At 61.0% G+C, this 21815-nt stretch carries 20 protein-coding genes; 19 read left to right on the top strand and 1 reads right to left on the bottom strand.

Annotated elements, in window-relative coordinates:
• Positions 1–2 precede the first annotated feature (2 nt).
• From dapF to ACIQ39_RS01320, 4 genes are all read left to right on the top strand, one after another.
• Positions 3–872: a diaminopimelate epimerase gene (gene dapF, locus ACIQ39_RS01335; protein WP_396432804.1), complete on the top strand. Its 870-nt coding sequence runs from the start codon at positions 3–5 to the stop codon at positions 870–872.
• 17 nt (positions 873–889) lie between these two features.
• Positions 890–1573 (top strand): DUF484 family protein, encoded by a 684-nt coding sequence (locus tag ACIQ39_RS01330; RefSeq protein ID WP_396432803.1) that lies wholly within the window; start codon positions 890–892, stop codon positions 1571–1573.
• Positions 1574–1585: 12 nt separating this feature from the next.
• Positions 1586–2701 (top strand): tyrosine recombinase XerC, encoded by a 1116-nt coding sequence (gene xerC, locus ACIQ39_RS01325; RefSeq protein WP_396432802.1) that lies wholly within the window; start codon positions 1586–1588, stop codon positions 2699–2701.
• A gap of 121 nt (positions 2702–2822) precedes the next feature.
• A complete protein-coding gene (locus tag ACIQ39_RS01320; RefSeq protein WP_396432801.1) occupies positions 2823–3932 on the top strand; it encodes a CobW family GTP-binding protein in 1110 nt (369 codons plus the stop codon).
• A 231-nt stretch (positions 3933–4163) separates the two neighbouring features.
• Here the strand turns inward: ACIQ39_RS01320 and ACIQ39_RS01315 are convergent, their stop codons facing one another.
• Entirely contained in the window at positions 4164–4487 is a 324-nt protein-coding gene (locus ACIQ39_RS01315; RefSeq protein ID WP_396432800.1) for a hypothetical protein, read from the bottom strand.
• 82 nt (positions 4488–4569) lie between these two features.
• Between ACIQ39_RS01315 and dksA the strand changes: the two genes are divergently transcribed.
• From dksA to ftsA, 15 genes are all read left to right on the top strand, one after another.
• Complete coding sequence (dksA, locus tag ACIQ39_RS01310; protein WP_396432799.1) at positions 4570–5247, top strand: RNA polymerase-binding protein DksA; 678 nt, start codon at positions 4570–4572, stop codon at positions 5245–5247.
• A gap of 355 nt (positions 5248–5602) precedes the next feature.
• Complete coding sequence (mraZ, locus tag ACIQ39_RS01305; protein WP_396432798.1) at positions 5603–6031, top strand: division/cell wall cluster transcriptional repressor MraZ; 429 nt, start codon at positions 5603–5605, stop codon at positions 6029–6031.
• Between the two features lie 5 nt (positions 6032–6036).
• Complete coding sequence (rsmH, locus tag ACIQ39_RS01300; protein WP_396432797.1) at positions 6037–6981, top strand: 16S rRNA (cytosine(1402)-N(4))-methyltransferase RsmH; 945 nt, start codon at positions 6037–6039, stop codon at positions 6979–6981.
• On the top strand, positions 6978–7301 hold the full coding sequence (gene ftsL, locus ACIQ39_RS01295) for a cell division protein FtsL (RefSeq protein WP_396432796.1): 324 nt from the start codon (positions 6978–6980) through the stop codon (positions 7299–7301). The genes rsmH and ftsL overlap by 4 nt, the downstream gene beginning before the upstream one ends.
• Entirely contained in the window at positions 7298–9037 is a 1740-nt protein-coding gene (locus ACIQ39_RS01290) for a peptidoglycan D,D-transpeptidase FtsI family protein (RefSeq protein WP_396432795.1), read from the top strand. The genes ftsL and ACIQ39_RS01290 overlap by 4 nt, the downstream gene beginning before the upstream one ends.
• On the top strand, positions 9037–10581 hold the full coding sequence (locus tag ACIQ39_RS01285) for a UDP-N-acetylmuramoyl-L-alanyl-D-glutamate--2,6-diaminopimelate ligase (protein ID WP_396432794.1): 1545 nt from the start codon (positions 9037–9039) through the stop codon (positions 10579–10581). Before ACIQ39_RS01290 ends, ACIQ39_RS01285 begins: the two co-directional genes overlap by 1 nt.
• Positions 10578–12065, top strand: coding sequence for a UDP-N-acetylmuramoyl-tripeptide--D-alanyl-D-alanine ligase (gene murF / locus ACIQ39_RS01280; RefSeq protein ID WP_396432793.1), 1488 nt, complete (start codon positions 10578–10580; stop codon positions 12063–12065). The genes ACIQ39_RS01285 and murF overlap by 4 nt, the downstream gene beginning before the upstream one ends.
• Positions 12055–13233, top strand: coding sequence for a phospho-N-acetylmuramoyl-pentapeptide-transferase (gene mraY / locus ACIQ39_RS01275; RefSeq protein ID WP_396432792.1), 1179 nt, complete (start codon positions 12055–12057; stop codon positions 13231–13233). Before murF ends, mraY begins: the two co-directional genes overlap by 11 nt.
• 3 nt (positions 13234–13236) lie before the next feature.
• Entirely contained in the window at positions 13237–14976 is a 1740-nt protein-coding gene (gene murD, locus ACIQ39_RS01270) for a UDP-N-acetylmuramoyl-L-alanine--D-glutamate ligase (protein ID WP_396432791.1), read from the top strand.
• A 32-nt stretch (positions 14977–15008) separates the two neighbouring features.
• Positions 15009–16274 carry a putative lipid II flippase FtsW gene (gene ftsW, locus ACIQ39_RS01265; protein ID WP_396432836.1) on the top strand — a complete coding sequence of 422 codons (1266 nt, stop codon included), beginning with the start codon at positions 15009–15011 and terminating at the stop codon, positions 16272–16274.
• Positions 16271–17341, top strand: a complete 1071-nt coding sequence (murG, locus tag ACIQ39_RS01260; protein ID WP_396432790.1) for an undecaprenyldiphospho-muramoylpentapeptide beta-N-acetylglucosaminyltransferase — start codon at positions 16271–16273, stop codon at positions 17339–17341. The genes ftsW and murG overlap by 4 nt, the downstream gene beginning before the upstream one ends.
• Positions 17338–18762, top strand: coding sequence for a UDP-N-acetylmuramate--L-alanine ligase (murC, locus tag ACIQ39_RS01255; protein ID WP_396432789.1), 1425 nt, complete (start codon positions 17338–17340; stop codon positions 18760–18762). Before murG ends, murC begins: the two co-directional genes overlap by 4 nt.
• Positions 18759–19733, top strand: a complete 975-nt coding sequence (locus tag ACIQ39_RS01250; RefSeq protein WP_396432788.1) for a D-alanine--D-alanine ligase — start codon at positions 18759–18761, stop codon at positions 19731–19733. Before murC ends, ACIQ39_RS01250 begins: the two co-directional genes overlap by 4 nt.
• A complete protein-coding gene (locus ACIQ39_RS01245; protein ID WP_396432787.1) occupies positions 19730–20530 on the top strand; it encodes a cell division protein FtsQ/DivIB in 801 nt (266 codons plus the stop codon). The genes ACIQ39_RS01250 and ACIQ39_RS01245 overlap by 4 nt, the downstream gene beginning before the upstream one ends.
• 36 nt (positions 20531–20566) lie before the next feature.
• Entirely contained in the window at positions 20567–21796 is a 1230-nt protein-coding gene (gene ftsA, locus ACIQ39_RS01240) for a cell division protein FtsA (protein WP_396432786.1), read from the top strand.
• Positions 21797–21815: the final 19 nt, after the last annotated feature.

Here is a 21815-nt window from a genome sequence, read left to right as displayed (position 1 = left end):
TCATGGACATTCGCTTCACCAAAATGCAAGGGGCTGGCAACGACTTTGTCGTGCTCGACGAGACCCAGGGTCTGCTGGGCCTGAGCACTGCGCAGTACCGTTTTTTGGCCGACCGCCACTTTGGCGTGGGGGCCGATCAAATCCTGTCGGTGCGCCCTTCACCCGCTGCCGGGCTGGATTTTGAATACGTGATCCACAACGCCGATGGCGGCGAGGTCGAGCACTGCGGCAATGGGGCGCGCTGCTTTGTGCGCTATGTGCACGACAAAGGCCTGACCGACAAAACCACGGTGCGGGTGAAGGTGCAGCAAGGCGAAATTGAGCTGCGCTTGCGCCCCGATGGCCGGGTCACGGTGGACATGGGTCCGCCGGTGTTTGACTGGGTGCGTGTGCCTTTTGTGCCCACCGGTTTGGTCAGTGACCAGGTCAATGGCTGGCCAGTGTTTGACCTGCCGCTGGGCGAGCAGGGCAGCGCCCGGGTAGCGGTGCTGTCCATGGGCAACCCGCACGCGGTGCAGCGCGTGGACGATGTCGAGAGTTTTCCGGTGCGGGCGCAAGGCCCCTTGATCGAGCACCATCCGGCATTTCCCAATCGGGTGAACGCGGGCTTCATGCAAATCGTCTCGCGCAAGCACATCAAGCTGCGCGTGTTTGAGCGCGGAGCTGGCGAGACTTTGGCCTGCGGCACCGGCGCCTGCGCGGCCGTGGTCGCGGGCATTCGCCAGGCATGGCTGGACAGCCGGGTCGATGTACACACCCATGGCGGCGTGCTGAGCATCGAGTGGGCCGGTGAGGCCGACAGCCCCGTGCTGATGACCGGCCCGGCCACCACCGTTTTTGACGGTCAGATTCACTTGCCCGAAACCCTTTGATTTTTTGGAAACAAACCATGCGCACGCCCGACCCCATGAGCCCGATCACCGAAGACGACATTGCCGACTATTTGGTGAACACGCCCGATTTTTTTGAACGCCACGCCTCGCTGTTGGCCACGGTGCAACTGACGCACCCGCAAAGCCACCGCACGGTGGGCCTGCAAGAGCGCCAGGCGCAAATGCTGCGCGACAAAATCAAGGCCTTGGAGCACCGCATCATGGACATGTTTCGCCATGGCAACGAAAACTTGGTGCTGACCGACAAGTTGCACCGCTGGTCTTGCGAGTTGTTGGTCACGCCCCATGCGCAACTGGCCGACTCGGCGGTGGACAACATCCGCGAGTTGTTCCAAGTGCCACAAGTTGCGCTGCGCCTGTGGACGCTGCACAGCGCACACGCCCAAGCGGCGTATGCGCAAGGCGTGACCGAGGCGGTGCAGGTGCTGGCCACTTCTTTGGACCGCCCTTATGTGGGCCCCAACGCGGGTTTTGAAGCCGTGCAGTGGTTGGGCGAGCCAAAGCAAGCCGCTTCTTTGGCCATGCTGGCCTTGCGTGCAGCCCCGGGCCAGCCGGCCTTTGGTTTGTTGGTGCTGGCCTCGCCCGACGCGCAGCGCTTCAACAGCCAGATGGGCACCGACTTGCTGGAGCGCTTGGCCGAGTTGGCGGGTGCGGCCTTGTCGGTGCTGCGTGACGCCTAGGCCAGGGTCTGCATGGACAAGCCAGAGCCACTGCCATTGCGCGTCGAGGACGGGTCTTTGCCATGGCCAGCAAAGCCCGAGGACCTGCTGCAGCAAGCGCCACCCAAGCGCAAGTCCTCACCTGCGCAAGTCAAACCCCCGCTCGACAGCGCACCAATTGAAGCCCTCAAAACCGACCCGCTGGTGTCCCGTTACCTGGACCATGTGCGCTTTGAAAAGCGCCTGGCCGAGCGCACCTGCACGCTGTACCAACTCGACTTGAAGCGTTTGGCCGAGATGGCGGCGGCCACCCAAGTGCCCTTGCTGCAGGTGCACAGTGGCCAAGTGCGCCGCTGGGTGGCGCAAATGCACAGTGCGGGGCGCAGCGGTCGTGGCATCGCCCTCATCTTGTCGGGCTGGCGCGGTTTTTACACCTGGCTGGGCCGCGAAGGTCTGATCGCGCAAAACCCGCTGGCCGATGTGCGCGCGCCGCGCGTGGCCAAACCCTTGCCCAAGGCGCTGGGCGTGGACGAGGCGGTGCAACTGGCCGAACACGAGGAGCAGGGCGACGACCCCTGGCTGGAGGCGCGCGACGCCGCCATGGTCGAGTTGCTGTACGGCTGTGGCCTGCGCATCGCCGAATTGACCGGCTTGGACGTGCTGGCCAGCACCGAGGCGGCACGCGCTGGGCGCGGCTGGATCGACCTGGCCAACGCCGAGGTGCAGGTGCAGGGCAAAGGCAGCAAGCGCCGCACCGTGCCATTGGGGCGCGCCGCCACCGAGGCCTTGACGCATTGGCTGGCCGTGCGCCCGCAATTGACCGGCATGCTGAGCCAGGCGGTGCCTGGCGCGTCCAGCGTGGCCTTGGCCTTGTTTCCCGGGCGGCACGGCACGCGCTTGAAGCCCCGCGCTGTGGCGCAACGCCTCAAGCGCCGCAGCTTGCTGGCGGGCCTGGCCACGCCGGTGCACCCGCACATGCTGCGCCACTCGTTTGCCAGCCATGTGCTGCAGTCCAGTGGCGACCTGCGCGCTGTGCAAGAACTGCTGGGCCACGCCAACATCCGCAGCACGCAGGTCTACACACGGCTGGATTTTCAGCACCTGGCCAAAACCTACGACGCCGCGCACCCCCGTGCCAAGCGCAAATGAAGCTTTCGCTGTACGGTCCAGCGCGCTTGGAGGTCATGCCGGGGGCAGCTGCCAGGCTTGAATTCGTGGCTACACTCCCCACCTGTTGATGTCTTGTCTAGTCTTGGAACGAAAGCGCGCCATGTCCCTGATCCCCACCACCATCCTCACGGGCTTTTTGGGCTCGGGCAAAACCACCTTGCTCAAGCGCGTGCTGACCGAGGCCCATGGCCAAAAAATCGCGGTGATCGAGAACGAGTTTGGCGAGGAAAACATCGACAACGACATCTTGGTCTCAGAGACCAAGGAACAAATCATCCAGATGAGCAACGGCTGCATCTGCTGCACCATCCGCGAAGACCTGCGCGTGACGCTGCAAATGCTCGCGGCCAAGCGCCGCAAAGGCCTGCTGGACTTTGATCGCATCGTGATCGAGACCACCGGCCTGGCCGACCCCGGCCCGGTGGCGCAGACTTTTTTCATGGACGATGAGATCGCCGAGAGCTTCTTGCTCGATGCCATCTTGACCTTGGTGGACGCCAAGCACGCCGCGCAGCAGCTCAACGACCGCCAAGAAGCGCGGCGTCAGGTGGGCTTTGCCGACCAAATCTTCATCAGCAAAGCCGACTTGGTCTCGCCCACAGAGCTGGACGCCTTGCAACACCGCCTCAAGCACATGAACCCGCGCGCGCCGCAAAAAGTGGTGCATTTCGGCGAAGTGGCTTTGTCTGAGGTGTTTGACCTCAAGGGCTTCAACCTGAACGCCAAGCTGGACATCGACCCGGACTTCCTGAAAGAAGAGGCGCATGACCATGAGCATGAACACGGCGAGCACTGCGACCACCCCTCGCACCAAGCTGCGCACGCGCATGAGCATGAACACGGCGAGCACTGTGACCACCCCTCGCACCAGCACGAAGCGGCCCAAGGGCCAGGCCACCACCATCACCATGACGACGATGTGAAAAGCTTTGTCTTTCGGTCGGACAAAGCCTTTGATCCGGCCAAGTTGGAAGATTTTTTAGGGGCCATCGTCAACATTTATGGCCCGCGCATGCTGCGCTACAAGGGCGTGCTGAACATGCGCGGCACCGAGCGCAAGGTGATTTTCCAGGGCGTGCACCAGCTCATGGGCAGCGACTTAGGGGCAGTTTGGGCCGAAGGTGAGGTCAAAATGAGCAAAATGGTCTTCATCGGCATCGATTTGCCCAAAGACATTTTGTTGCAAGGCCTGGATCAGTGTTTGGTCTGACACCTCGGCCCCAGGACCGGGCAGGCGTGATGTTGGGCGGTGGATCTGTCTTAAATGCACGCCCGGCAAATTTTGAGCTTTCAAGTCGCTACAATCGCGCGCCGACGGCCCTGCCTTTTGGTGAGGGCCCGATAAGCCCGCAAGGTCTACCACAAGGGTTTGTGAATCACATGTTCAGTTTGAGGGCGGGTGGCTCCAGCGCACCGGCCTTCGGATCTGCCCGACCCGCCACTAACATGGATCTGCCCTTGACACGGCCAGGAGACAAGACGTGAAGATCGCGACCAAGACAATGCCCAGCACAGCATCGACAAAGACAAAGTCAAAGGCCCCCAAGCCCAGCGCCGCACCATCGGGGCAAAAAGCCAAAACCGATGGCAAAACCAAGGCCAAATTGGGCACGGTGAAACCCTCTGCGGCCAAATCGCCCCCCCTGGCCGCACCTGCAAAGGCCAAGCCCGCGGCCAAGCCAGTGGCCAAGCCCGCGGCCAAGCCGGTGGCCAAAAAACCGACCAAAACCCAAGCCGTGGCCGCGCCCAAACCCAGTGCCGCCACCCATTCTTCCCGTACAGCTGCTCCTCAACCTTTCAAGGCAGCGCCTGTCCCCAAGACAGACCAGGCATCCCCAGAGAAATCTATGAGCGTGACCCAAGTGGAATCAGTCAAAACCCCTGTTGAACCAAGCCCCATCAGCACCAGCCCTGTGCCCGAGCAACTGGTGCGCGCCTCACGGCCATCGGCTCGTCTGGCCCAGATCACCGTCCCCTCTTTGCCGCCGGCAGTGGCCTCGACGGCTGCCAAGTCGAGTTTCATGCCGCATACCGCGCCTGCAGCCGCACCGTTTGTTTTTGCACCGCTCAAAAAAGACCCCAAGTTGGCCAACAACTGGAAGAGCAAAAAGGTCGCTGAGTTGTCGGACGCAGAGATACTCGCCATGTCCGACGATGCCTACATGAACGACACGCAGCTGGCTTTTTTCCGCCTCAAGCTCTCGCTCCTGAAGCAAGAAATTTTGGCCAGTGCAGGTTTGACCACTGAACACTTGCGCGAAGACACCGTGGTCGTGCCCGATCCTGCCGACAGGGCGACGATTGAAGAAGAGCATGCGCTGGAGCTTCGCACCCGTGACCGTGAGCGCAAGTTGCTGAAAAAAATCGAACAATCCATTCAGCGCATCGACGCGGGTGATTACGGTTTTTGCGATGAAACCGGCGAAGCCATCGGTGTAGGCCGATTACTGGCCCGCCCCACGGCCACTTTGTCTCTGGAAGCCCAGCAGCGACGGGAGCTCAAGCAAAAAATGTTTGGCGACTGAGGACGCCGCCCTGAGCAAGCCTGAGCAAGCCCTGACAAAACCCCTCTCGAGGGGTTTTTTTTCGACTGGGCCCATAAATTGTCAAAAATCGGCCGCTTTTGGCGCCTGCTGAATTTGTTAAATTTTACTGTTTAAATCCTTAAGAGCTTACTTTCAATGACCGATGTAAGTGTTTAATTTTGAAAGAAAATGTCCATTCTTTAACCTTTAAATTATGCGCTAAGCCTTTGATTTCATTGAAAAAAAACACTTCGAACTTGAAATAGGTCCGGGTTTCCTGTTACAGTGCAAAAAAGTGCAATTAAGTGGGAATTTGTGCCGCTGATGTGCTGATTGACACCAAAGGGTCTTCGTCGTGTTCCAAGGGGCTTCATCGCTGAGTCTGGATGCCAAGGGGCGGCTGTCTGTGCCGACCCGGCACCGTGACGTCCTGAGCGCCACCGCGCAGGGGCAACTGACCCTCACCAAGCACCCGCATGGCTGTTTGATGGTGTTTCCCCGCCCCGAGTGGGAGAAATTCCGCGAGCGCATTGCCGAACTGCCCATGTCTGCCCAGTGGTGGAAGCGCATCTTTTTGGGCAATGCCATGGATGTGGAGATGGACGGCACCGGGCGTGTCCTGATCTCGCCCGAGTTGCGCCAAGCCGCGGGCATCGCCAAAGACACCATGCTGCTGGGCATGGGCCACCACTTTGAGCTGTGGGACAAAACCACCTACGACGCCCAAGAAGCGCAGGCCATGCAGGGCGACATGCCCGATGTGTTCAAAGACTTCACTTTTTGAATGCCATGACCGAGCACGCCATCAGCCCAGCCGCCTTGACGCACAGCACCGTGCTGTTGACCGAGGCCGTGGACGAATTGCTGCAAGCCTCGGCTGGGGCCGATGGGGCCTATGTGGACGCCACTTTTGGCCGTGGCGGCCATTCGCGCTTGATTTTGTCGCGCCTGTCGGCGCAAGGGCGTTTGTTGGCGTTTGACAAAGACCTGGAAGCCATAGCCGAGGCGCAGCGCGTGACGGACACCCGGTTTTGCATCCGCCATGAGGGCTTTTCGAGCTTGGGTGAGCTGCCGCCTGGCAGCGTGGATGGCGTGCTGTTGGATCTGGGCATCAGCTCCCCCCAAATCGACAACCCCGTGAGGGGTTTTTCTTTTCGTTTTGAAGGCCCGCTCGACATGCGCATGGACACCACGCGCGGACACAGTGTGGCCGATTGGCTGGCCACTGCAGAGGTGGATCAAATCACGGAGGTGATACGTGACTATGGCGAAGAACGGTTTGCTGTTCAGATTGCAAAGGCGCTTGTGGCTCGCCGACAAGAACGGGGTCCAATTTCAAGCACCACCGATTTGGCCCAGCTCGTGGCTGACACGGTCAAAACCCGCGAGCCGGGCCAGAACCCTGCAACGCGGACATTTCAGGCTTTTCGGATTTTCATCAACGCCGAGCTTGAAGAACTCGAACAAGCGCTAGAGGCCAGCTTGCGGGTCTTGAGGCCGGGGGCTCGTTTGGTGGTCATCAGCTTCCACTCCTTGGAAGACCGCATCGTCAAGCAGTTCATGGCCAAGCACTCCAAAGAGGTGGTCGACCGCCGGGTGCCCTTTGCCGAGCCGGTCAAGATGCGCCTGAAAACCCATGGCCGCAGACGTCCGAGTGAAGCAGAGGTGCGCGCCAACCCCCGTTCGCGCAGTGCCATCATGCGCATGGCCGAACGCACCGAGGTGCCCGCATGATCAGCCGCCTCAGTTTGTTCTTGCTCATGGCCACGGTGCTCAGCGCCCTGTGGTTGGTGCACAGCCATTACGAGTCACGGCGTCTGTTCATGGCATTGGAAAGCGCACGCAAAGAAACGCAGCGCTTGGCCGTGCAACAAGACCGATTGGAAGTGGAGCGGCGCTCACAGTCATCGCCGCTGCGGGTGGAAAAAATCGCCAGGCAGCAGTTGCAAATGCACACCGCCTCGCCCGCCATCACCCAGTATGTCAAGCGCCCTGAGTCTGTGGGTGCCCATCCAACAGCCCCCGCAGCCCCAGTTCCGAAAGATGCCCCATGAGTCGCGGTCGCAGCGTTCAATTGAGCGCCAGCCCTTTGCTGGCCAGCAAAACACCGGTATGGCGCAGCAAACTGATTGTGGCGGCGATGGCTTTGGGCTTTTTGACTTTGATGGGTCGGGCTGCACATGTGCAGGTCATCCACAACGATTTTTTCATTCAACAAGGCGAGGTTCGGTTTGCCCGAACTTTGGCGTTGCCTGCCAACCGTGGCCGTGTGGTGGACCGCCATGGCGTGCTGTTGGCCTCGAGCGTGCCAGCGCCCAGCATTTGGGCCAACCCGGAGGACATGGAGCGCGATCCGGTCAAGCTGCAGCAGTTGGCCCGCTTGCTGAAAATGACGCCAGCCGAGTTGGGCCAAAGACTCAAAAATGAAGAAAAGACCTTTGTTTGGTTGCGCAGGCAACTTGACGAACCGGTGGTCAAAGAAGTCTTGGCCTTGGGCATCAAAGGCGTTTATGACATCAAGGAATACAAGCGCATTTACCCCGAGGGCGAGGCGGTTGCGCACCTTGTGGGCTTTACCAATGTGGAAGACAAAGGCCAAGAGGGTGTCGAGCTCGTGTTCCAAAAGCAGCTGTCGGGCCAAGCGGGTTCACGCCGCGTCATCAAAGACCGGTTGGGCCGCGTGGTCGAGGCGGTGGGCGAGACCTTGCACCCCGTGGATGGCCAAGATGTGCAGCTGAGCATTGACAGCAAAGTGCAGTTTTATGCCTACCAAACTTTGCGCGATGCGGTCAAGGCCAACAAAGCCAAAGCGGGCAGCGTGGTGGTGCTTGACGTCCAAACGGGCGAGATCTTGGCGCTGGCCAATTACCCCAGTTATGTGCCAGACAAACGGGTCAACCTGAGTGGTGAGCAGTTGCGCAACCGAGCGCTGACCGACAGCTTCGAGCCGGGCTCGATCATGAAGCCGTTCACGGTGGCACTGGCCCTGGAGCAAGGCTTGGTCAAACCGGAGACCTCGATTCAAACCGCGCCCGGTCGCATCACCATCAGCGGCTCCACCATCCGCGATGTGAAGATGCATGGGCTGCTCACGGTCAACCAGGTGATTCAAAAGTCCAGCAACGTGGGGACCGTGAAAATGGCCATGCAAATGCAGCCCCGCGACATGTGGGAGTTGTTTTCGGAACTGGGCTTTGGGCACAAGCCCGACCTGCCTTTTCCCGGTGTGGTCAGTGGTCGTTTGCGACCTTATAAATCATGGCGTCCGGTTGAGCAAGCGACCATGAGTTACGGCTATGGCGTATCGGGCAGTTTGTTTCAGGTGGCGCGCGCCTACACGGTGTTTGCGCGGGACGGCGAAATCGTCCCGGCCACCTTGCTCAAATCTGTGCAACAGGTGCAAGGCACCCGGGTGATCAGCCCCGACAGCGCCCGCGCCATTCGCCACATGCTGCAACTGGCCGCTGGGCCGGGCGGCACCGGGCCACAAGCACAAACCATGGGCTACTCGGTGGGTGGTAAGTCAGGCACGGCCCGCAAGCAAGAGGGCAAGGGCTACGCCAGCGACAAATACCGCAGCTTCTTTGTCGGCATCGCACCCATTGACCAGCCGCGGATCGTGGTGGCCGTGATGGTGGATGAACCCAACAACGGCGTTTACTACGGTGGGGCCGTGGCCGGACCTGTGTTCAGCCAAACGGTGCAACAAACTTTGCGCGTCATGGGCGTGCAACCCGACATGGCGGTCAAGCCCCAAATCTTGGCACAAGCGGTGGAGGAGTCGTTCTGATGCAGCGCTTGCACAGCGCTCAAGAAGCCGCTGATTGGTTGCGTGCGCGCGTGACCGGCACGGTGCACACCGACAGCCGGCTGGTGCGCGCTGGCGATGGTTTTATGGCTTGGCCGGGCCAGGCCACCGATGGCCGCCGTTACTTGGCGCAAGCCTTGGCGCAAGGCGCAACGGCTTGTTTGATGGAAGAGGCTGGGCATGGTCCTTGGGTCAGCGCCTTGGACGGGCATGTGGACCGCGCTGCCTTGGCCGTCATGCGCGATCTGAAAGCCCAAACGGGCTGGGTGATGGACGCCTACTGCGCGCAGCCCAGCCAAGCCCTCAAGGTCTTGGCCGTGACGGGCACCAACGGCAAAACCTCCACGGCTTGGTGGTTGGCGCAAGCCTTGTCATCGCCTGTGCTGCAGCAAAAGTGCGGTTTGGTGGGCACTTTGGGCGTGGGCCAGTGGCCAGACCTCGAGAGCACGGGCATGACCACCCCCGACCCGGTGTTGCTGCAGCGGCAGTTTCGGGCTTTGCGGGACGCAGGCGTGGCGTACTGCGCCCTAGAGGCTTCGTCCATCGGGCTGGCTGAGCAGCGTTTGGCGGGTACACGCATCCGTGTGGCGGTGTTCACCAACTTCACCCAAGATCATTTGGACTACCACGGTGACATGGCCCGCTATTGGTTGGCCAAAGCCAGCTTGTTCAGTTGGCCAGGTTTGCAAGCAGCGGTGATCAACATCGACGATGCGCAAGGCGCAAGTCTGGCCGGGCAGCTGCAAGGCGGCACGCTCGATATTTGGACCTGCTCGCGGCGCGGTTGCGCCCGTTTGCAAGCGCGTGCCTTGCCCAGCAAGCACGGCTTGGCCATCGAGGTGCTCGAAGGTGGCCAAATGCAAACCCTGCGCACCCAGCTGATAGGCGACTACAACATCGACAACCTGTTGGCTGTGTTGGGCAGTTTGCGGGCTTTGGGATTTGATTTGGCCCAAGCCGTGCAAGCCTGCGAGCACTTGACGGCTGTGCCCGGGCGCATGCAGCGCGTAGGCGCAGACGGAGACAGTGGGCCAGACGCCTCGGTGGCACAACATTTGCCTTTGGTCGTGGTCGACTATGCGCACACGCCAGATGCTGTAGCGCAGGCCTTGGCGGCGCTGCGTGCCTTGGCGGTTCAGCGCGGCGGGCGCTTGTGGTGCATGCTGGGTTGCGGCGGTGACCGCGATGCCAGCAAGCGCCCCTTGATGGCTGCCGCTGCCGAAGCGGCGGCAGACCAGCTTGTGTTGACCAGCGACAACCCGCGCACCGAATCGCCCGATGCGATTGTGGCGGCCATGTGCTTGGGCCTGCTGCGCCCGCAATCGGTCCGCGTTTTATTGGGCCGCGCCCAGGCCATCGCCGAGACCGTGCAGCAAGCAGCAGCGCAAGACGTGGTGCTGCTGGCAGGCAAAGGCCATGAGACGACGCAAGAAATCATGGGTGTGCACCACCCCTTCTCAGACGTGCTGCACGCCCACAGCGCTTTGCAGCAACGCGCTGCGCTGCACCCAGGGGAGCTGGCATGAGCACCGACTCGGGCATGAATTTGAATTTGTCATGGGCCTTGAAGGGTTTGGGCCACGCACGCGGCGTGCATGTGCACGGCTTGGTGGCCAAGCGGGTGCACACCGACAGCCGCAGCGTGCAAGCGGGTGACTTGTTTGTGGCGCTGCGCGGCGAGCGGTTTGACGGCAACGCCTTCATCGCTCAGGCCAAAGCACAAGGTGCAGTGGCCGTGGTCTGCGAGGCCGCAGGTGAAGCCGCAGCCGCAGCGCACGCATTGCCTGCTTTGGTGGTGCCCGATGCGCGCATCGCATTGGGCGAGCTGGCGGCGAGCTGGCGCGCGCAGTTCAGTTTGCCCTTGATTGCGGTGACGGGCAGCAACGGCAAAACGACTGTGACGCAAATGATCGCGTCCATTTTGCGCGCGCATGTGGGCAAGGCTGCCTTGTCTACACAGGGCAATTTCAACAACGACATTGGTCTGCCCCTGACCTTGTTCAATTTGCGCGCCCACCACCGCCTGGCCGTGGTCGAGTTGGGCATGAACCACCCTGGGGAAATCGCCTACTTGGCTGGGTTGGCAAAACCCAGCGTGGCGCTGGTCAACAACGCGCAGCGTGAGCACCAGGAATTCATGGGCACGGTCGAGGCGGTTGCACACGAAAACGGTGCGGTGCTGCAAGCCCTGCCAGCGCACGGTGTGGCGGTATTTCCGGCGGACGATGTCTACACCCCCATTTGGCAAACTTTGAGCGCTGGCCGTGCACATCGCACATTTTCCTTGTCGCTCGATGCCCAAGGTGGCTCGCCCACCGATGTGCGCGCTGCTGTGCTGGTCTGGCAGTCGGGGGCTTGGCAGTTCACCCTCAAAGCCACAGAAGGCACCGCACCAGTGCGCCTGCACATTGCCGGGCGTCACAACGTTAAAAACGCCTTGGCCGCCAGCGCTTGTGCGCTGGCCGCAGGAGTTCCCCTGGCCGCTGTGGTCCAGGGATTGATGGCTTTTGAGCCGGTGCAAGGCCGCTCGCGTGCGCGGCTGCTGCCCAGCATCAGCAGCGCCGATGCAGCCGCAGCCAGCAACCCAATCACCTTGGTGGACGACACCTACAACGCCAACCCCGACTCGGTGCGCGCCGCCATCGACGTGTTGGCAGAGTTGCCAGCACCGCGGTTGCTGGTGCTGGGCGATATGGGTGAGGTGGGTGAGCAAGGCCCCAAGTTCCATGCCGAGGTGGGGGCTTACGCGGCCGAGCGCGGCATACAGGCGCTGTTCACTTGGGGTCACCTGTCTGTGCACAGCGCGCAGGCCTTTGGTGCGGCCCAGCAATTCGACACCATGGACGCGTTGTGTCAAGCGGTGATGGCGCAGGTGGACACGTTCCAAAGTGTGCTTGTCAAAGGTTCACGCGCCATGCAGATGGAGCGCGTGGTCCAAGCCCTGCTGTCACGGGGCGACAAGGACAACAGCACACCTGCCCATAAAAAAGAGGATTCACATGCTGCTTAGTCTGGCCCAATGGTTGCAAAGTTTGTCACCTGAGTGGGGCTTTCTGCGTGTTTTCCAATACCTCACCTTCCGTGCGGTGATGGCGGCGATGACCGCGCTGTTGATTGGCTTGGCGGCAGGGCCATGGGTTATCCGCCGCCTGACTGCTTTGAAGATCGGGCAGCCCATCCGGGGCTACGGCATGGCCTCGCATTTGGCCAAAAGCGGAACGCCCACCATGGGCGGCGTGCTGATTTTGTTGTCGATCGCCCTGTCCACTTTGCTCTGGTTTGACTTGTCTAACCGCTTTGTCTGGATCGTGTTGGTGGTCACCCTGGGCTTTGGGGCCATTGGCTGGGTGGACGACTGGCGCAAGGTGGTGCACAAAGACCCCGAGGGCATGCGTTCACGTGAAAAGTATTTTTGGCAATCGGTGCTTGGTTTGCTGGCGGCACTGTGTTTGGTGTTCAGCATTTCCGAAGTGTCCAACAAGCGGGTGCTCGACCTGTTTGTGCAGTGGGTCATGTCTGGCTTTGATGTGGAGCTGCCGCTCAAGGCCGGCTTGCAAGTGCCTTTCTTCAAAGAGATCACCTATCCCTTGGGGGTACTCGGCTTTGTCGTGCTGACCTACTTGGTCATCGTCGGGTCGAGCAACGCCGTCAACCTGACCGACGGCTTGGACGGTTTGGCCATCATGCCAGTGGTCATGGTCGGTTCCGCCTTGGGTGTGTTTGCCTACGTCACGGGCAGTTCGGTATTTTCCAAGTACTTGATTTTTCCGCACATCCCGGGCTCGGGTGAGTTGTTGATTTTTTGTGCCGCCATGGCGGGCGCAGGCTTGGCATTCTTGTGGTTCAACACACACCCGGCGCAAGTCTTCATGGGGGATGTGGGCGCGCTGGCGCTGGGCGCTGCCTTGGGCACCATCGCGGTCATCGTGCGCCAAGAAATCGTGCTTGCCATCATGGGCGGCATTTTTGTCGTCGAGGCCTTGTCGGTCATGGCCCAAGTGGGCTATTTCAAATACACCAAAAGAAAATACGGCGAAGGCCGTCGCATTTTGAAAATGGCGCCTTTGCACCACCATTTTGAAAAGAGCGGCTGGAAGGAAACGCAAGTGGTTGTGCGTTTCTGGATCATCACCATGCTGCTGTGCTTGGTCGGCCTGTCGACCTTGAAGCTGAGGTAAGCCATGCAGCTGCAGGGTCAACATGTTCTGATTCTCGGCCTGGGTGCATCGGGCCTTGCGATGGCCCGTTGGTGCCTGCGTGCCGGGGCCATCGTGAGCGTGGCCGACACCCGAGACATGCCTCCCCAATGGGCCAGCTTGCAGCAAGAGTGCCCATCGGTGCGATTTGTGCCGGGTGCTTTTGTCGCCAGTTTGGTCGAGGGCACATCGGTGCGTGCGGTGTTCCGCAGCCCGGGCCTGGCCCCGCCAGTGGTGGCCCCAGTGGTCGATGCGGCCTCTGCCATGGGCCTGTGGCAAGGCGGCGAGCTGAGTTTGTTTGCCGCAGGCCTGCACGATTTGAAAACCCGGTTTGGCTACGCGCCGCAGGTCTTGGCGATCACCGGCACCAACGGCAAGACCACGGTAACGGCGCTCACAGGGCAGTTGGTCGCGCGTGCGGGCAAAACTGTGCAGGTGGCTGGCAACATTGGCCCCACTTTGCTCGACACCTTGACACAGGCCCTGCTCGAGGCCGAGGCCCAGCTCAAAAGGCAGGCTGAACAAGCTGCAGCCGATCAGGCATTGGATCAGCCCTCAAGCGCTGACGCCATTGCGCCGCGCCAAGTGGCCCACCACACGACACAAACCAGCGAGCAAATGGACGCTTGCGAAGCGCTGCCCCTGAGCTTGCACGAGGACGCCCCAGCGCCAGCAGCGCGGCAGCCTGACGTGCCGCTGCCCATGCACCCCATGGCGCAGGCCTTGCCGCAAGTGTGGGTGTTGGAGTTGTCGAGTTTTCAGCTGGACAGCTGTGCGGGCTTTGAGCCCACAGCGGCAGCGCTGCTCAACCTCTCGCAAGACCACTTGGACTGGCACGGCAGCATGGCCGCCTATGCCGCAGCGAAAGCCCGAATTTTTGGCACACAAGCGCTGATGGTGCTCAACCGCGACGACCCACAGGTCATGGCCATGCGGCCTGCACCTGTGCGCGTGAAACTGCAAAAACCTGTGCAACGTGCCTGCACGCTGTTTGGCGCTGACATGCCCCAGCGACCGGGTGACTTTGGCATCGAAGTGACGCACGGCATGACCTGGTTGGTGCGGGCCTTAGAGGCCGATGAAACCCGACGCCGACGCCACGAGGCGGTCGAAGACTTGCACATTCAACGGTTGATGCCGGCTGATGCCTTGCGCATTCGGGGTCGGCACAACGCGGCCAATGCCCTGGCCGCCTTGGCATTGGCCCACAGCGCAGGTTGTGCGCTGGGGCCCATGTTGTATGGCCTGCGCGAGTACCGAGGCGAAGCGCACCGCATGCAGGCCGTGGCTGTGATCAACGGGGTGGAATTTTTTGACGACAGCAAGGGCACCAACGTGGGCGCCACGGTGGCCGCGCTGCAGGGTTTGGGCGCTGAAAGGCGCGTGGTGGTGATTTTGGGAGGGGACGGCAAAGGGCAAGATTTCGCGCCTCTGGCCGATCCGGTCTCGCGCTATGCGCGCTGCGCAGTCTTGCTGGGCCGCGATGCCTCGCGCATTGGCCAAGCGCTGCACGACACGGGTGTGCCCTTGGTGCACGTTGCCGACATGCACGCAGCCGTGCAGCAAGCAGCAGCAGTGGCCCAAAGTGGCGATGCGGTCTTGCTGTCGCCTGCCTGCGCAAGTTTTGACATGTTTGAGCATTACGGTCACCGTGCCGAGGTGTTTTGTCAAGCCGTGGCCGAGTTGGCACAGGCCGCTGGCGTGTCCATGACGGGGGGCTTGTGAGCAACAGCCTGAATTTCCAGCAACGCCTTCAATTGGGCTGGGCCCGTTGCAGCGGCTTGCTGCTGGGCGTTCACACAGACCGGGCATCAGCGACGGGCCAGCGTTTGCCTGTCAATTTGGGTGACTATGGTCTGAGCGCACAGGCGCGCGGCCAAGCAGCCCGCATCCAAGGCGTGGACCAAGCCCTGGTGTGGGTGGTCGCGGCCTTGTTGTTGTGGGGCATGGTCATGGTCTATTCGGCCTCCATCGCCATGCCCGACAACCCCCGGTTTGCCCGTTATTCCCAGACCCACTTTTTGCTGCGCCACGTCATCTCCATGGCGATTGGCTTGGTCGTGGCCTTGTTGGCATTTCAGGTGCGCATGGACACCTGGGAAAAACTGGCGCGTCCGCTGTTTGTGTTGGCCTTGATTTTTCTGGTGGTGGTGTTGCTCCCATTCATTGGCAAGGGCGTGAATGGTGCACGCCGATGGATTTCTTTGGGCGTGGTGACGTTTCAGCCATCCGAATTGGCCAAGTTGGCCACCATCATTTACGCCGCCGATTACATGGTGCGCAAGATGGATGTGAAGGAAAAATTCTTCAGGGCTGTCTTGCCCATGGGCGTTGCAGTGGGTTTGGCCGGTGTGTTGTTGCTGGCCGAGCCGGACATGGGGGCCTTCATCGTGATCGCCACGATCGCCTTGGGCATCTTGTTTTTGGGCGGTGTCAACGCCCGCATGCTCTTCATGATTTTGGGGGTTTTGATCTTGGCCTTTGTGCTCATGATCGCCGAGTCACCTTGGCGCAGGGAGCGCATTTTTGCTTACCTCGACCCCTTCAGTGCAGAACATGCCTTGGGTAAAGGCTACCAGTTGACACACTCGCTGATTGCGATCGGCCGAGGCGAGGTGTGGGGCGTAGGCTTGGGCGGCAGCGTTGAAAAACTGCACTGGTTACCGGAGGCCCACACCGACTTTTTGTTGGCCGTGATCGGCGAAGAATTTGGCTTGGTGGGCGTGAGCTTGGTGATCTGTTTGTTCCTGTGGCTCAGTCGCCGCATCATGGTGATTGGTCGTCAGGCCATCGCTTTGGAAAAAGTGTTTTCGGGCTTGGTCGCGCAAGGTGTGGGCATCTGGATTGGTTTTCAGTCCTTCATCAACATGGGCGTCAACCTGGGGGCTTTGCCCACCAAGGGGCTGACTTTGCCACTGATGAGCTATGGCGGCTCGGCCATCATGATGAACCTGATTGCCATCGCCATCGTGCTGCGCATTGACGCAGAAAACAAACGAATGATGCGTGGAGGCAGGCCATGAGCCACAAAGCAAAGACGGCGTTGATCATGGCGGGTGGCACAGGCGGGCATATTTTTCCGGGTTTGGCTGTGGCCGAGGCGCTGCGCGAAGCGGGCTGGCAAGTGCATTGGTTGGGTGCGCCAGGCAGCATGGAGGCCGACTTGGTGCCTGCGCGCGGTTTGGCTTTTGAGTCGGTGTCGTTTGGTGGGGTGCGGGGCAAAGGCCTGCAGACCTTGGTGCTGTTGCCGCTGCGCTTGTTGCGCGCATTTTGGCAAAGCCTGCAGGTGCTGCGCCGCGTGCGGCCTGATGTGGTGTTGGGCATGGGTGGCTACATCACCTTCCCCGGCGGCATGATGGCCAGCCTGTGGGGCAAGCCATTGGTTTTGCACGAACAAAATTCGGTGGCTGGTTTGAGCAACCGGGTATTGGCGGGGTTGGCCGACCGCGTGTTCACCGCTTTCCCGGGGGTCTTCAAAACCGGCCACTGGGTGGGCAATCCGCTGCGCCGGGCCTTCACCGAGAAGGCTGCGCCCGCAGAACGCTTTGCGGGACGATCGGGCCCGCTGCACGTGCTGGTGGTGGGCGGCAGTTTGGGGGCCAAAGCGCTGAACGATATCGTGCCGCAAGCCTTGGCTTTGATGCCCGAGGCCTTGCGCCCGAGCGTGATCCACCAAAGTGGGGCCAAGCAGATCGATGCCGTGCGCGCCAACTACGCGGCCGCAGGCGTGCAGGCCGAGATGACGCCGTTCATCGAAGACACCGCCAGCGCATTTGCGCAAGCCGATGTGGTGATCTGCCGCGCCGGGGCCAGCACGGTGACCGAGTTGTCGGCAGTGGGCGTGGCCGCAGTGCTGGTGCCGTTTCCGTTTGCGGTGGACGACCACCAAACCAGCAATGCCCAATTTTTGGTGGCCGCTGGTGGCGCTTGGCTGGTGCCTCAGGCCGAGTTTTCGCCGCAAAGCCTGGCCGAGCGCCTGATGGCTTTGGACCGCGACAGCTTGCTGGAAGTGGCGCAAAAAGCCCACGCTCAGAAAAAAACCAATGCGACCCGGGAGATGGTGATGGCTTGTGAGGAGTTGGCAGCATGAAACACGCCATCCGAAAAATTCACTTCATCGGTGTGGGCGGCTCTGGCATGAGCGGCATCGCGGAGGTCTTGTGCAATTTGGGCTACCAAATTTCAGGCTCAGACCTGTCGGACAGCGCCACGCTCAGGCGCTTGGCCGGTTTGGGCATCACCACGCATGTGGGGCACAGCGCTGCGCACGTGAAAGACGCCGACGCGGTGGTCACATCGACCGCCGTGAAAGCCGACAACCCCGAGGTGCTGGCGGCGCGTGCGCGCCACATCCCAATCGTGCCGCGAGCCGTCATGCTGGCCGAACTCATGCGCATGAAACAAGGTGTGGCGATTGCGGGCACACACGGCAAAACGACCACCACCAGTTTGGTGGCCAGCGTGTTGGCCGAGGCGGGGCTGGACCCCACTTTTGTGATTGGTGGCCGTTTGAACAGCGCCGGTGCCAACGCCAAGCTGGGCACAGGCGATTACATCGTGGTCGAGGCTGACGAGTCAGATGCCTCCTTTTTGAACCTCTTGCCCGTCATGGCGGTGGTCACCAACATCGATGCCGACCACATGGAGACCTATGGCCACGATCTGGCCAAGCTGAAAGCCGCCTTTGTGGAGTTTTTACACCGCATGCCCTTTTATGGCACGGCGATTGTTTGCAGTGATGACCCGGGGGTCCAGTCCATCCTTGACGACATCGCCCGCCCGGTGACCACCTATGGTTTGAACCCAGGGGCGCAGCTGCGGGCAGTGGCTGTGCAAGCGCACAACGGTCAGATGCATTTCACGGTGCAAAGGCGCAATGGTGTGACCCTGCCCGACTTGCCCATCGTGCTCAACCTGCCCGGCGAGCACAACGTGCTCAATGCCTTGGCCGCGATTTCGGTGGCGGTTGAGTTGGGTGTCGACGATGCCGCTGTGCAGCGCGCGCTGGCGGGCTTCAAAGGCGTGGGGCGGCGCTTTCAGCGCTATGGCGATGTGGCCACTGCCGATGGCCATGGCCGCTTCACGGTGATTGACGACTATGGCCACCACCCGGTGGAGATGGCCGCCACCTTGGCTGCGGCCCGGGGGGCCTTTCCAGGTCGGCGCTTGGTGCTGGCCTTTCAGCCGCACCGCTACAGCCGCACCCGCGATTGTTTCGAAGACTTCGTCAAGGTCATCGGACAAGGCTGCGACAGCGTCTTGCTGGCCGAGGTGTACGCCGCTGGCGAAGCCCCCATCGTGGCAGCCGATGGCCGCTCGCTGGCGCGGGCACTGCGCGTGGCGGGCAAGTTGGAGCCGATTTTTGTCGACCAAATGGTGGACATGCCGCAGGCCGTCATGGGCAACGCCCAAGACGGTGATGTGCTCATTTGCATGGGGGCAGGCTCGATCGGTGCCACACCGGCGCAGGTGGTGGCTTTGGCAGGGCAAGTCAAAGAGGTGAACGCATGACCCCGACCACGGTGCTTGAGCACATCGGCAAAGTGGCCGTGCTCATGGGGGGGCGTTCTGCCGAGCGCGAGATCTCCCTCATGTCAGGCCAAGGCGTGCTCAAGGCTTTGCAGGCAAGCGGCGTGGACGCGCATGCTTTTGACCCTGCCCAGCGCGATCTGAGCGAGCTGAAAACGGCAGGCTTCAAGTGCTGCTTTATTGCGCTGCATGGTCGCTTTGGCGAAGACGGCACGGTACAAGGCGCGCTGGAATTGATGGGCATTCCTTACACAGGCTCAGGCGTCATGGCTTCGAGCATCGCCATGGACAAGGTCATGACCAAGCGCGTTTGGCAGGCCGAGGGTTTGCCGGTGCCGCGCCATGTGCTGGTGCACCCAGACCAGATTGAGCATTTGTCGGCCGACGAATTGGTTGCAAGCCTGGGCTTGCCTCTGATCGTGAAGCCCGCGCGCGAAGGCTCTTCGATCGGTGTGAACAAAGTGCAGCGGGTCGAGGATGTGCACGCCGCTTTGCGGGCAGCTGCCGCTTGCGACCACGACATCTTGTGCGAGCAATGCATCGTGGGTGACGAGGTGACCTGCCCTGTCTTGGGCGCAGGCGACGCGGCCCGCGCACTGCCGGTGATCCGCATCGTGGCCCCCGATGGCCATTACGACTACCAAAACAAATACTTCACCGACGTGACCCAGTACCTGGTGCCCTGCGCTTTGCCCAAAGGCGAAGAGGCTGCCATCCAGAGCCTGGTGCGCAAGGCCTACCAAGTGCTCGGTTGCCGGGGTTGGGGCCGCATCGATGTGATGATCGATGGCCGCACACGTCAGCCTTATTTGCTTGAAATCAACACCTCACCTGGCATGACGGGGCACTCGCTGGTGCCCATGTCGGCAGCGGCCGAGGGCCTGACGTACCAGGCCTTGTGCTGCCATTTGCTGGCTGGTGCGGGCCTTGACTACCCTGAGGTCCAAGCATGACCCACCCCCAAAGCATGCCTTTGCCAGCCGACCTTCGCTTGATGAACATGGCCGCTGCAGCTTTGCTGCTGGTGTTCGTGTTGCTCGGCCTGGTGGGCTTGGCGTGGTGGTTGTTGCGCCACCCCGCGTTCTCGCTGCAAGCCATCACCGTCCAAGGCGAGGTTGCGCGCAACAATGCCTTTGTTTTTCGCACGCAAGTGGTGCCGAAATTAGAAGGCAACTTTTTCACTCTCGACTTGACCCAAACACGCCAAGCCTTTGAGGCGGTGCCCTGGGTCAGGGCGGCTGTGGTGCACCGTGAATTTCCCAACCGTTTGCGCACGGTTTTGTCAGAACACCACCCCTTGGCCGTGTGGGGCGAAGCTGGGGCCAACACCATGGTCAACCTGCAAGGCCAGGTGTTTGAGGCGAATTTGGAAGACGCAGATGCCGAGCGCTTGCCTCGCTTGATGGGGCCCGAGGGCGAGTCCTTGACCGTGGCCAACATGTACGCGACTTTGTTGCCACGATTTCAAGCCCTGGAGATGGACATTGAGTTGCTCGAATGGACACCGCGCGGCAGTTGGCGTCTCGAAACCAAGCAAGCCGCAGTGATCGAGTTGGGACGCGGAAGCAAAGAGCAGCTGCAGCAAAGGGTCGATGTCTTCATCGCCACATTGGCACAGGTGACCGCCAGTTATGGGCGAAGCCCTGTGTCTTTGATCAGCGCAGATTTACGGCACAAAGACGGCTACGCCTTGCGTTTGCAAGGTGTGACGACCTTGGAGACTGACCCCCTGAAAAAAACTTTGGATTGAGCAAGATGAACACATCAAACGGACACGGTGAAAGACATGGCTAAAGAATACAAAGACCTGGTCATTGGCTTGGACATCGGCACCTCCAAGGTGATGGCGGTGGTGGCCGAGGTCATGCCTGACGGTCAGCTCAAGATCGCTGGGCTGGGCATTGCACCGGGCCATGGACTCAAGCGGGGTGTGGTGGTCAACATCGACGCCACGGTGCAAAGCATTCAGCAAGCTTTGAAAGAGGCGGAGCTGATGGCCGATTGCAAAATCACCCGCGTCAACTGCGGCATCACCGGCAGCCACATTCGGGGCATCAACTCCAGTGGCATGGTGGCCATCAAAGACAAAGAGGTCAGTCAAGCCGATTTGGCCCGGGTGATGGAGACGGCACGGGCCATCAACATCTCCAGCGACCAGCGTCTGCTGCTGGTGGCACCGCAAGAGTTTGTGATCGACGGGCAAGAGGTCAAAGAGCCCATTGGCATGAGCGGCATGCGCTTAGAGGCCAAGGTGCACATCGTGACCGGTGCGCAAAGTGCAGCTGAAAACATCATCAAGTGCGTGCGCCGCTGCGGTCTGGAGGTGGACCAACTGCTGCTCAACCCGCAGTCGTCCAGCTTGGCTGTGCTGTCTGAAGATGAACGCGAGCTGGGCGTGGTGTGTGTGGACATTGGCGCTGGCACCACCGATGTGGCGATTTTTGCCAACGGTTCGATTCGCCACACGGCGGTGATTCCCATTGCCGGTGACCTGATCACCAGCGACATCGCCATGGCCTTGCGCACGCCGACCAAAGACGCCGAGGACATCAAAGTCGAAAGCGGTTTTGCCAAGCAGCTGCTGGCCGACCCCAATGCCCAAGTGGAGGTGCCAGGGCTGGGCGACCGGGGTCCCCGCATGCTCAGCCGCCAAGCGCTGGCGGGTGTCATCGAGCCTCGCATTGAAGAGATTTTTTCGCTGGTGCACCAAGTCATCCGCGAGTCGGGCTACGAAGAGGTGCTGTCCTCGGGCATCGTGCTCACGGGTGGCAGTGCGGTCATGCCAGGCATGGTCGAGTTGGGCGAAGACATCTTCCTCAAACCCGTGCGCCGAGGTTTGCCCAAGTATTCGGGCGCCTTGGCCGACATGGTCAGCCAACCGCGTGCCGCCACCGTGATGGGCTTGCTCGAAGAGGCCCGCATGGCGCGCCTCAGGGGCTACAAGGTGACGCAAAAAAAGAGCGCCATGAACAACGCATTCGGCCGCTTCAAAGACTTCATTGTGGGTAACTTCTGATGCGCTGGAAACACAGATT

Source organism: Limnohabitans sp., assembly GCF_044361645.1.
Lineage (GTDB): Bacteria > Pseudomonadota > Gammaproteobacteria > Burkholderiales > Burkholderiaceae_C > Limnohabitans_A.
The sequence above is the reverse complement of the archived record's forward strand: the minus strand, read 5'-3'. Positions and strand labels throughout refer to the sequence as shown.

Coding starts and splice junctions, on each gene's coding strand:
- murG (WP_396432790.1), top strand. CDS start 16,271: ATGAGCCACAAAGCAAAGACGGCGTTGATCATGGCGGGTGGCACAGGC.
- murC (WP_396432789.1), top strand. CDS start 17,338: ATGAAACACGCCATCCGAAAAATTCACTTCATCGGTGTGGGCGGCTCT.
- murF (WP_396432793.1), top strand. CDS start 10,578: ATGAGCACCGACTCGGGCATGAATTTGAATTTGTCATGGGCCTTGAAG.
- ACIQ39_RS01285 (WP_396432794.1), top strand. CDS start 9,037: ATGCAGCGCTTGCACAGCGCTCAAGAAGCCGCTGATTGGTTGCGTGCG.
- dapF (WP_396432804.1), top strand. CDS start 3: ATGGACATTCGCTTCACCAAAATGCAAGGGGCTGGCAACGACTTTGTC.
- ftsL (WP_396432796.1), top strand. CDS start 6,978: ATGATCAGCCGCCTCAGTTTGTTCTTGCTCATGGCCACGGTGCTCAGC.
- ftsA (WP_396432786.1), top strand. CDS start 20,567: ATGGCTAAAGAATACAAAGACCTGGTCATTGGCTTGGACATCGGCACC.
- ACIQ39_RS01290 (WP_396432795.1), top strand. CDS start 7,298: ATGAGTCGCGGTCGCAGCGTTCAATTGAGCGCCAGCCCTTTGCTGGCC.
- ACIQ39_RS01330 (WP_396432803.1), top strand. CDS start 890: ATGCGCACGCCCGACCCCATGAGCCCGATCACCGAAGACGACATTGCC.
- xerC (WP_396432802.1), top strand. CDS start 1,586: ATGGACAAGCCAGAGCCACTGCCATTGCGCGTCGAGGACGGGTCTTTG.
- mraY (WP_396432792.1), top strand. CDS start 12,055: ATGCTGCTTAGTCTGGCCCAATGGTTGCAAAGTTTGTCACCTGAGTGG.
- ACIQ39_RS01245 (WP_396432787.1), top strand. CDS start 19,730: ATGACCCACCCCCAAAGCATGCCTTTGCCAGCCGACCTTCGCTTGATG.
- ACIQ39_RS01250 (WP_396432788.1), top strand. CDS start 18,759: ATGACCCCGACCACGGTGCTTGAGCACATCGGCAAAGTGGCCGTGCTC.
- ACIQ39_RS01320 (WP_396432801.1), top strand. CDS start 2,823: ATGTCCCTGATCCCCACCACCATCCTCACGGGCTTTTTGGGCTCGGGC.
- dksA (WP_396432799.1), top strand. CDS start 4,570: ATGAGCGTGACCCAAGTGGAATCAGTCAAAACCCCTGTTGAACCAAGC.
- murD (WP_396432791.1), top strand. CDS start 13,237: ATGCAGCTGCAGGGTCAACATGTTCTGATTCTCGGCCTGGGTGCATCG.
- rsmH (WP_396432797.1), top strand. CDS start 6,037: ATGACCGAGCACGCCATCAGCCCAGCCGCCTTGACGCACAGCACCGTG.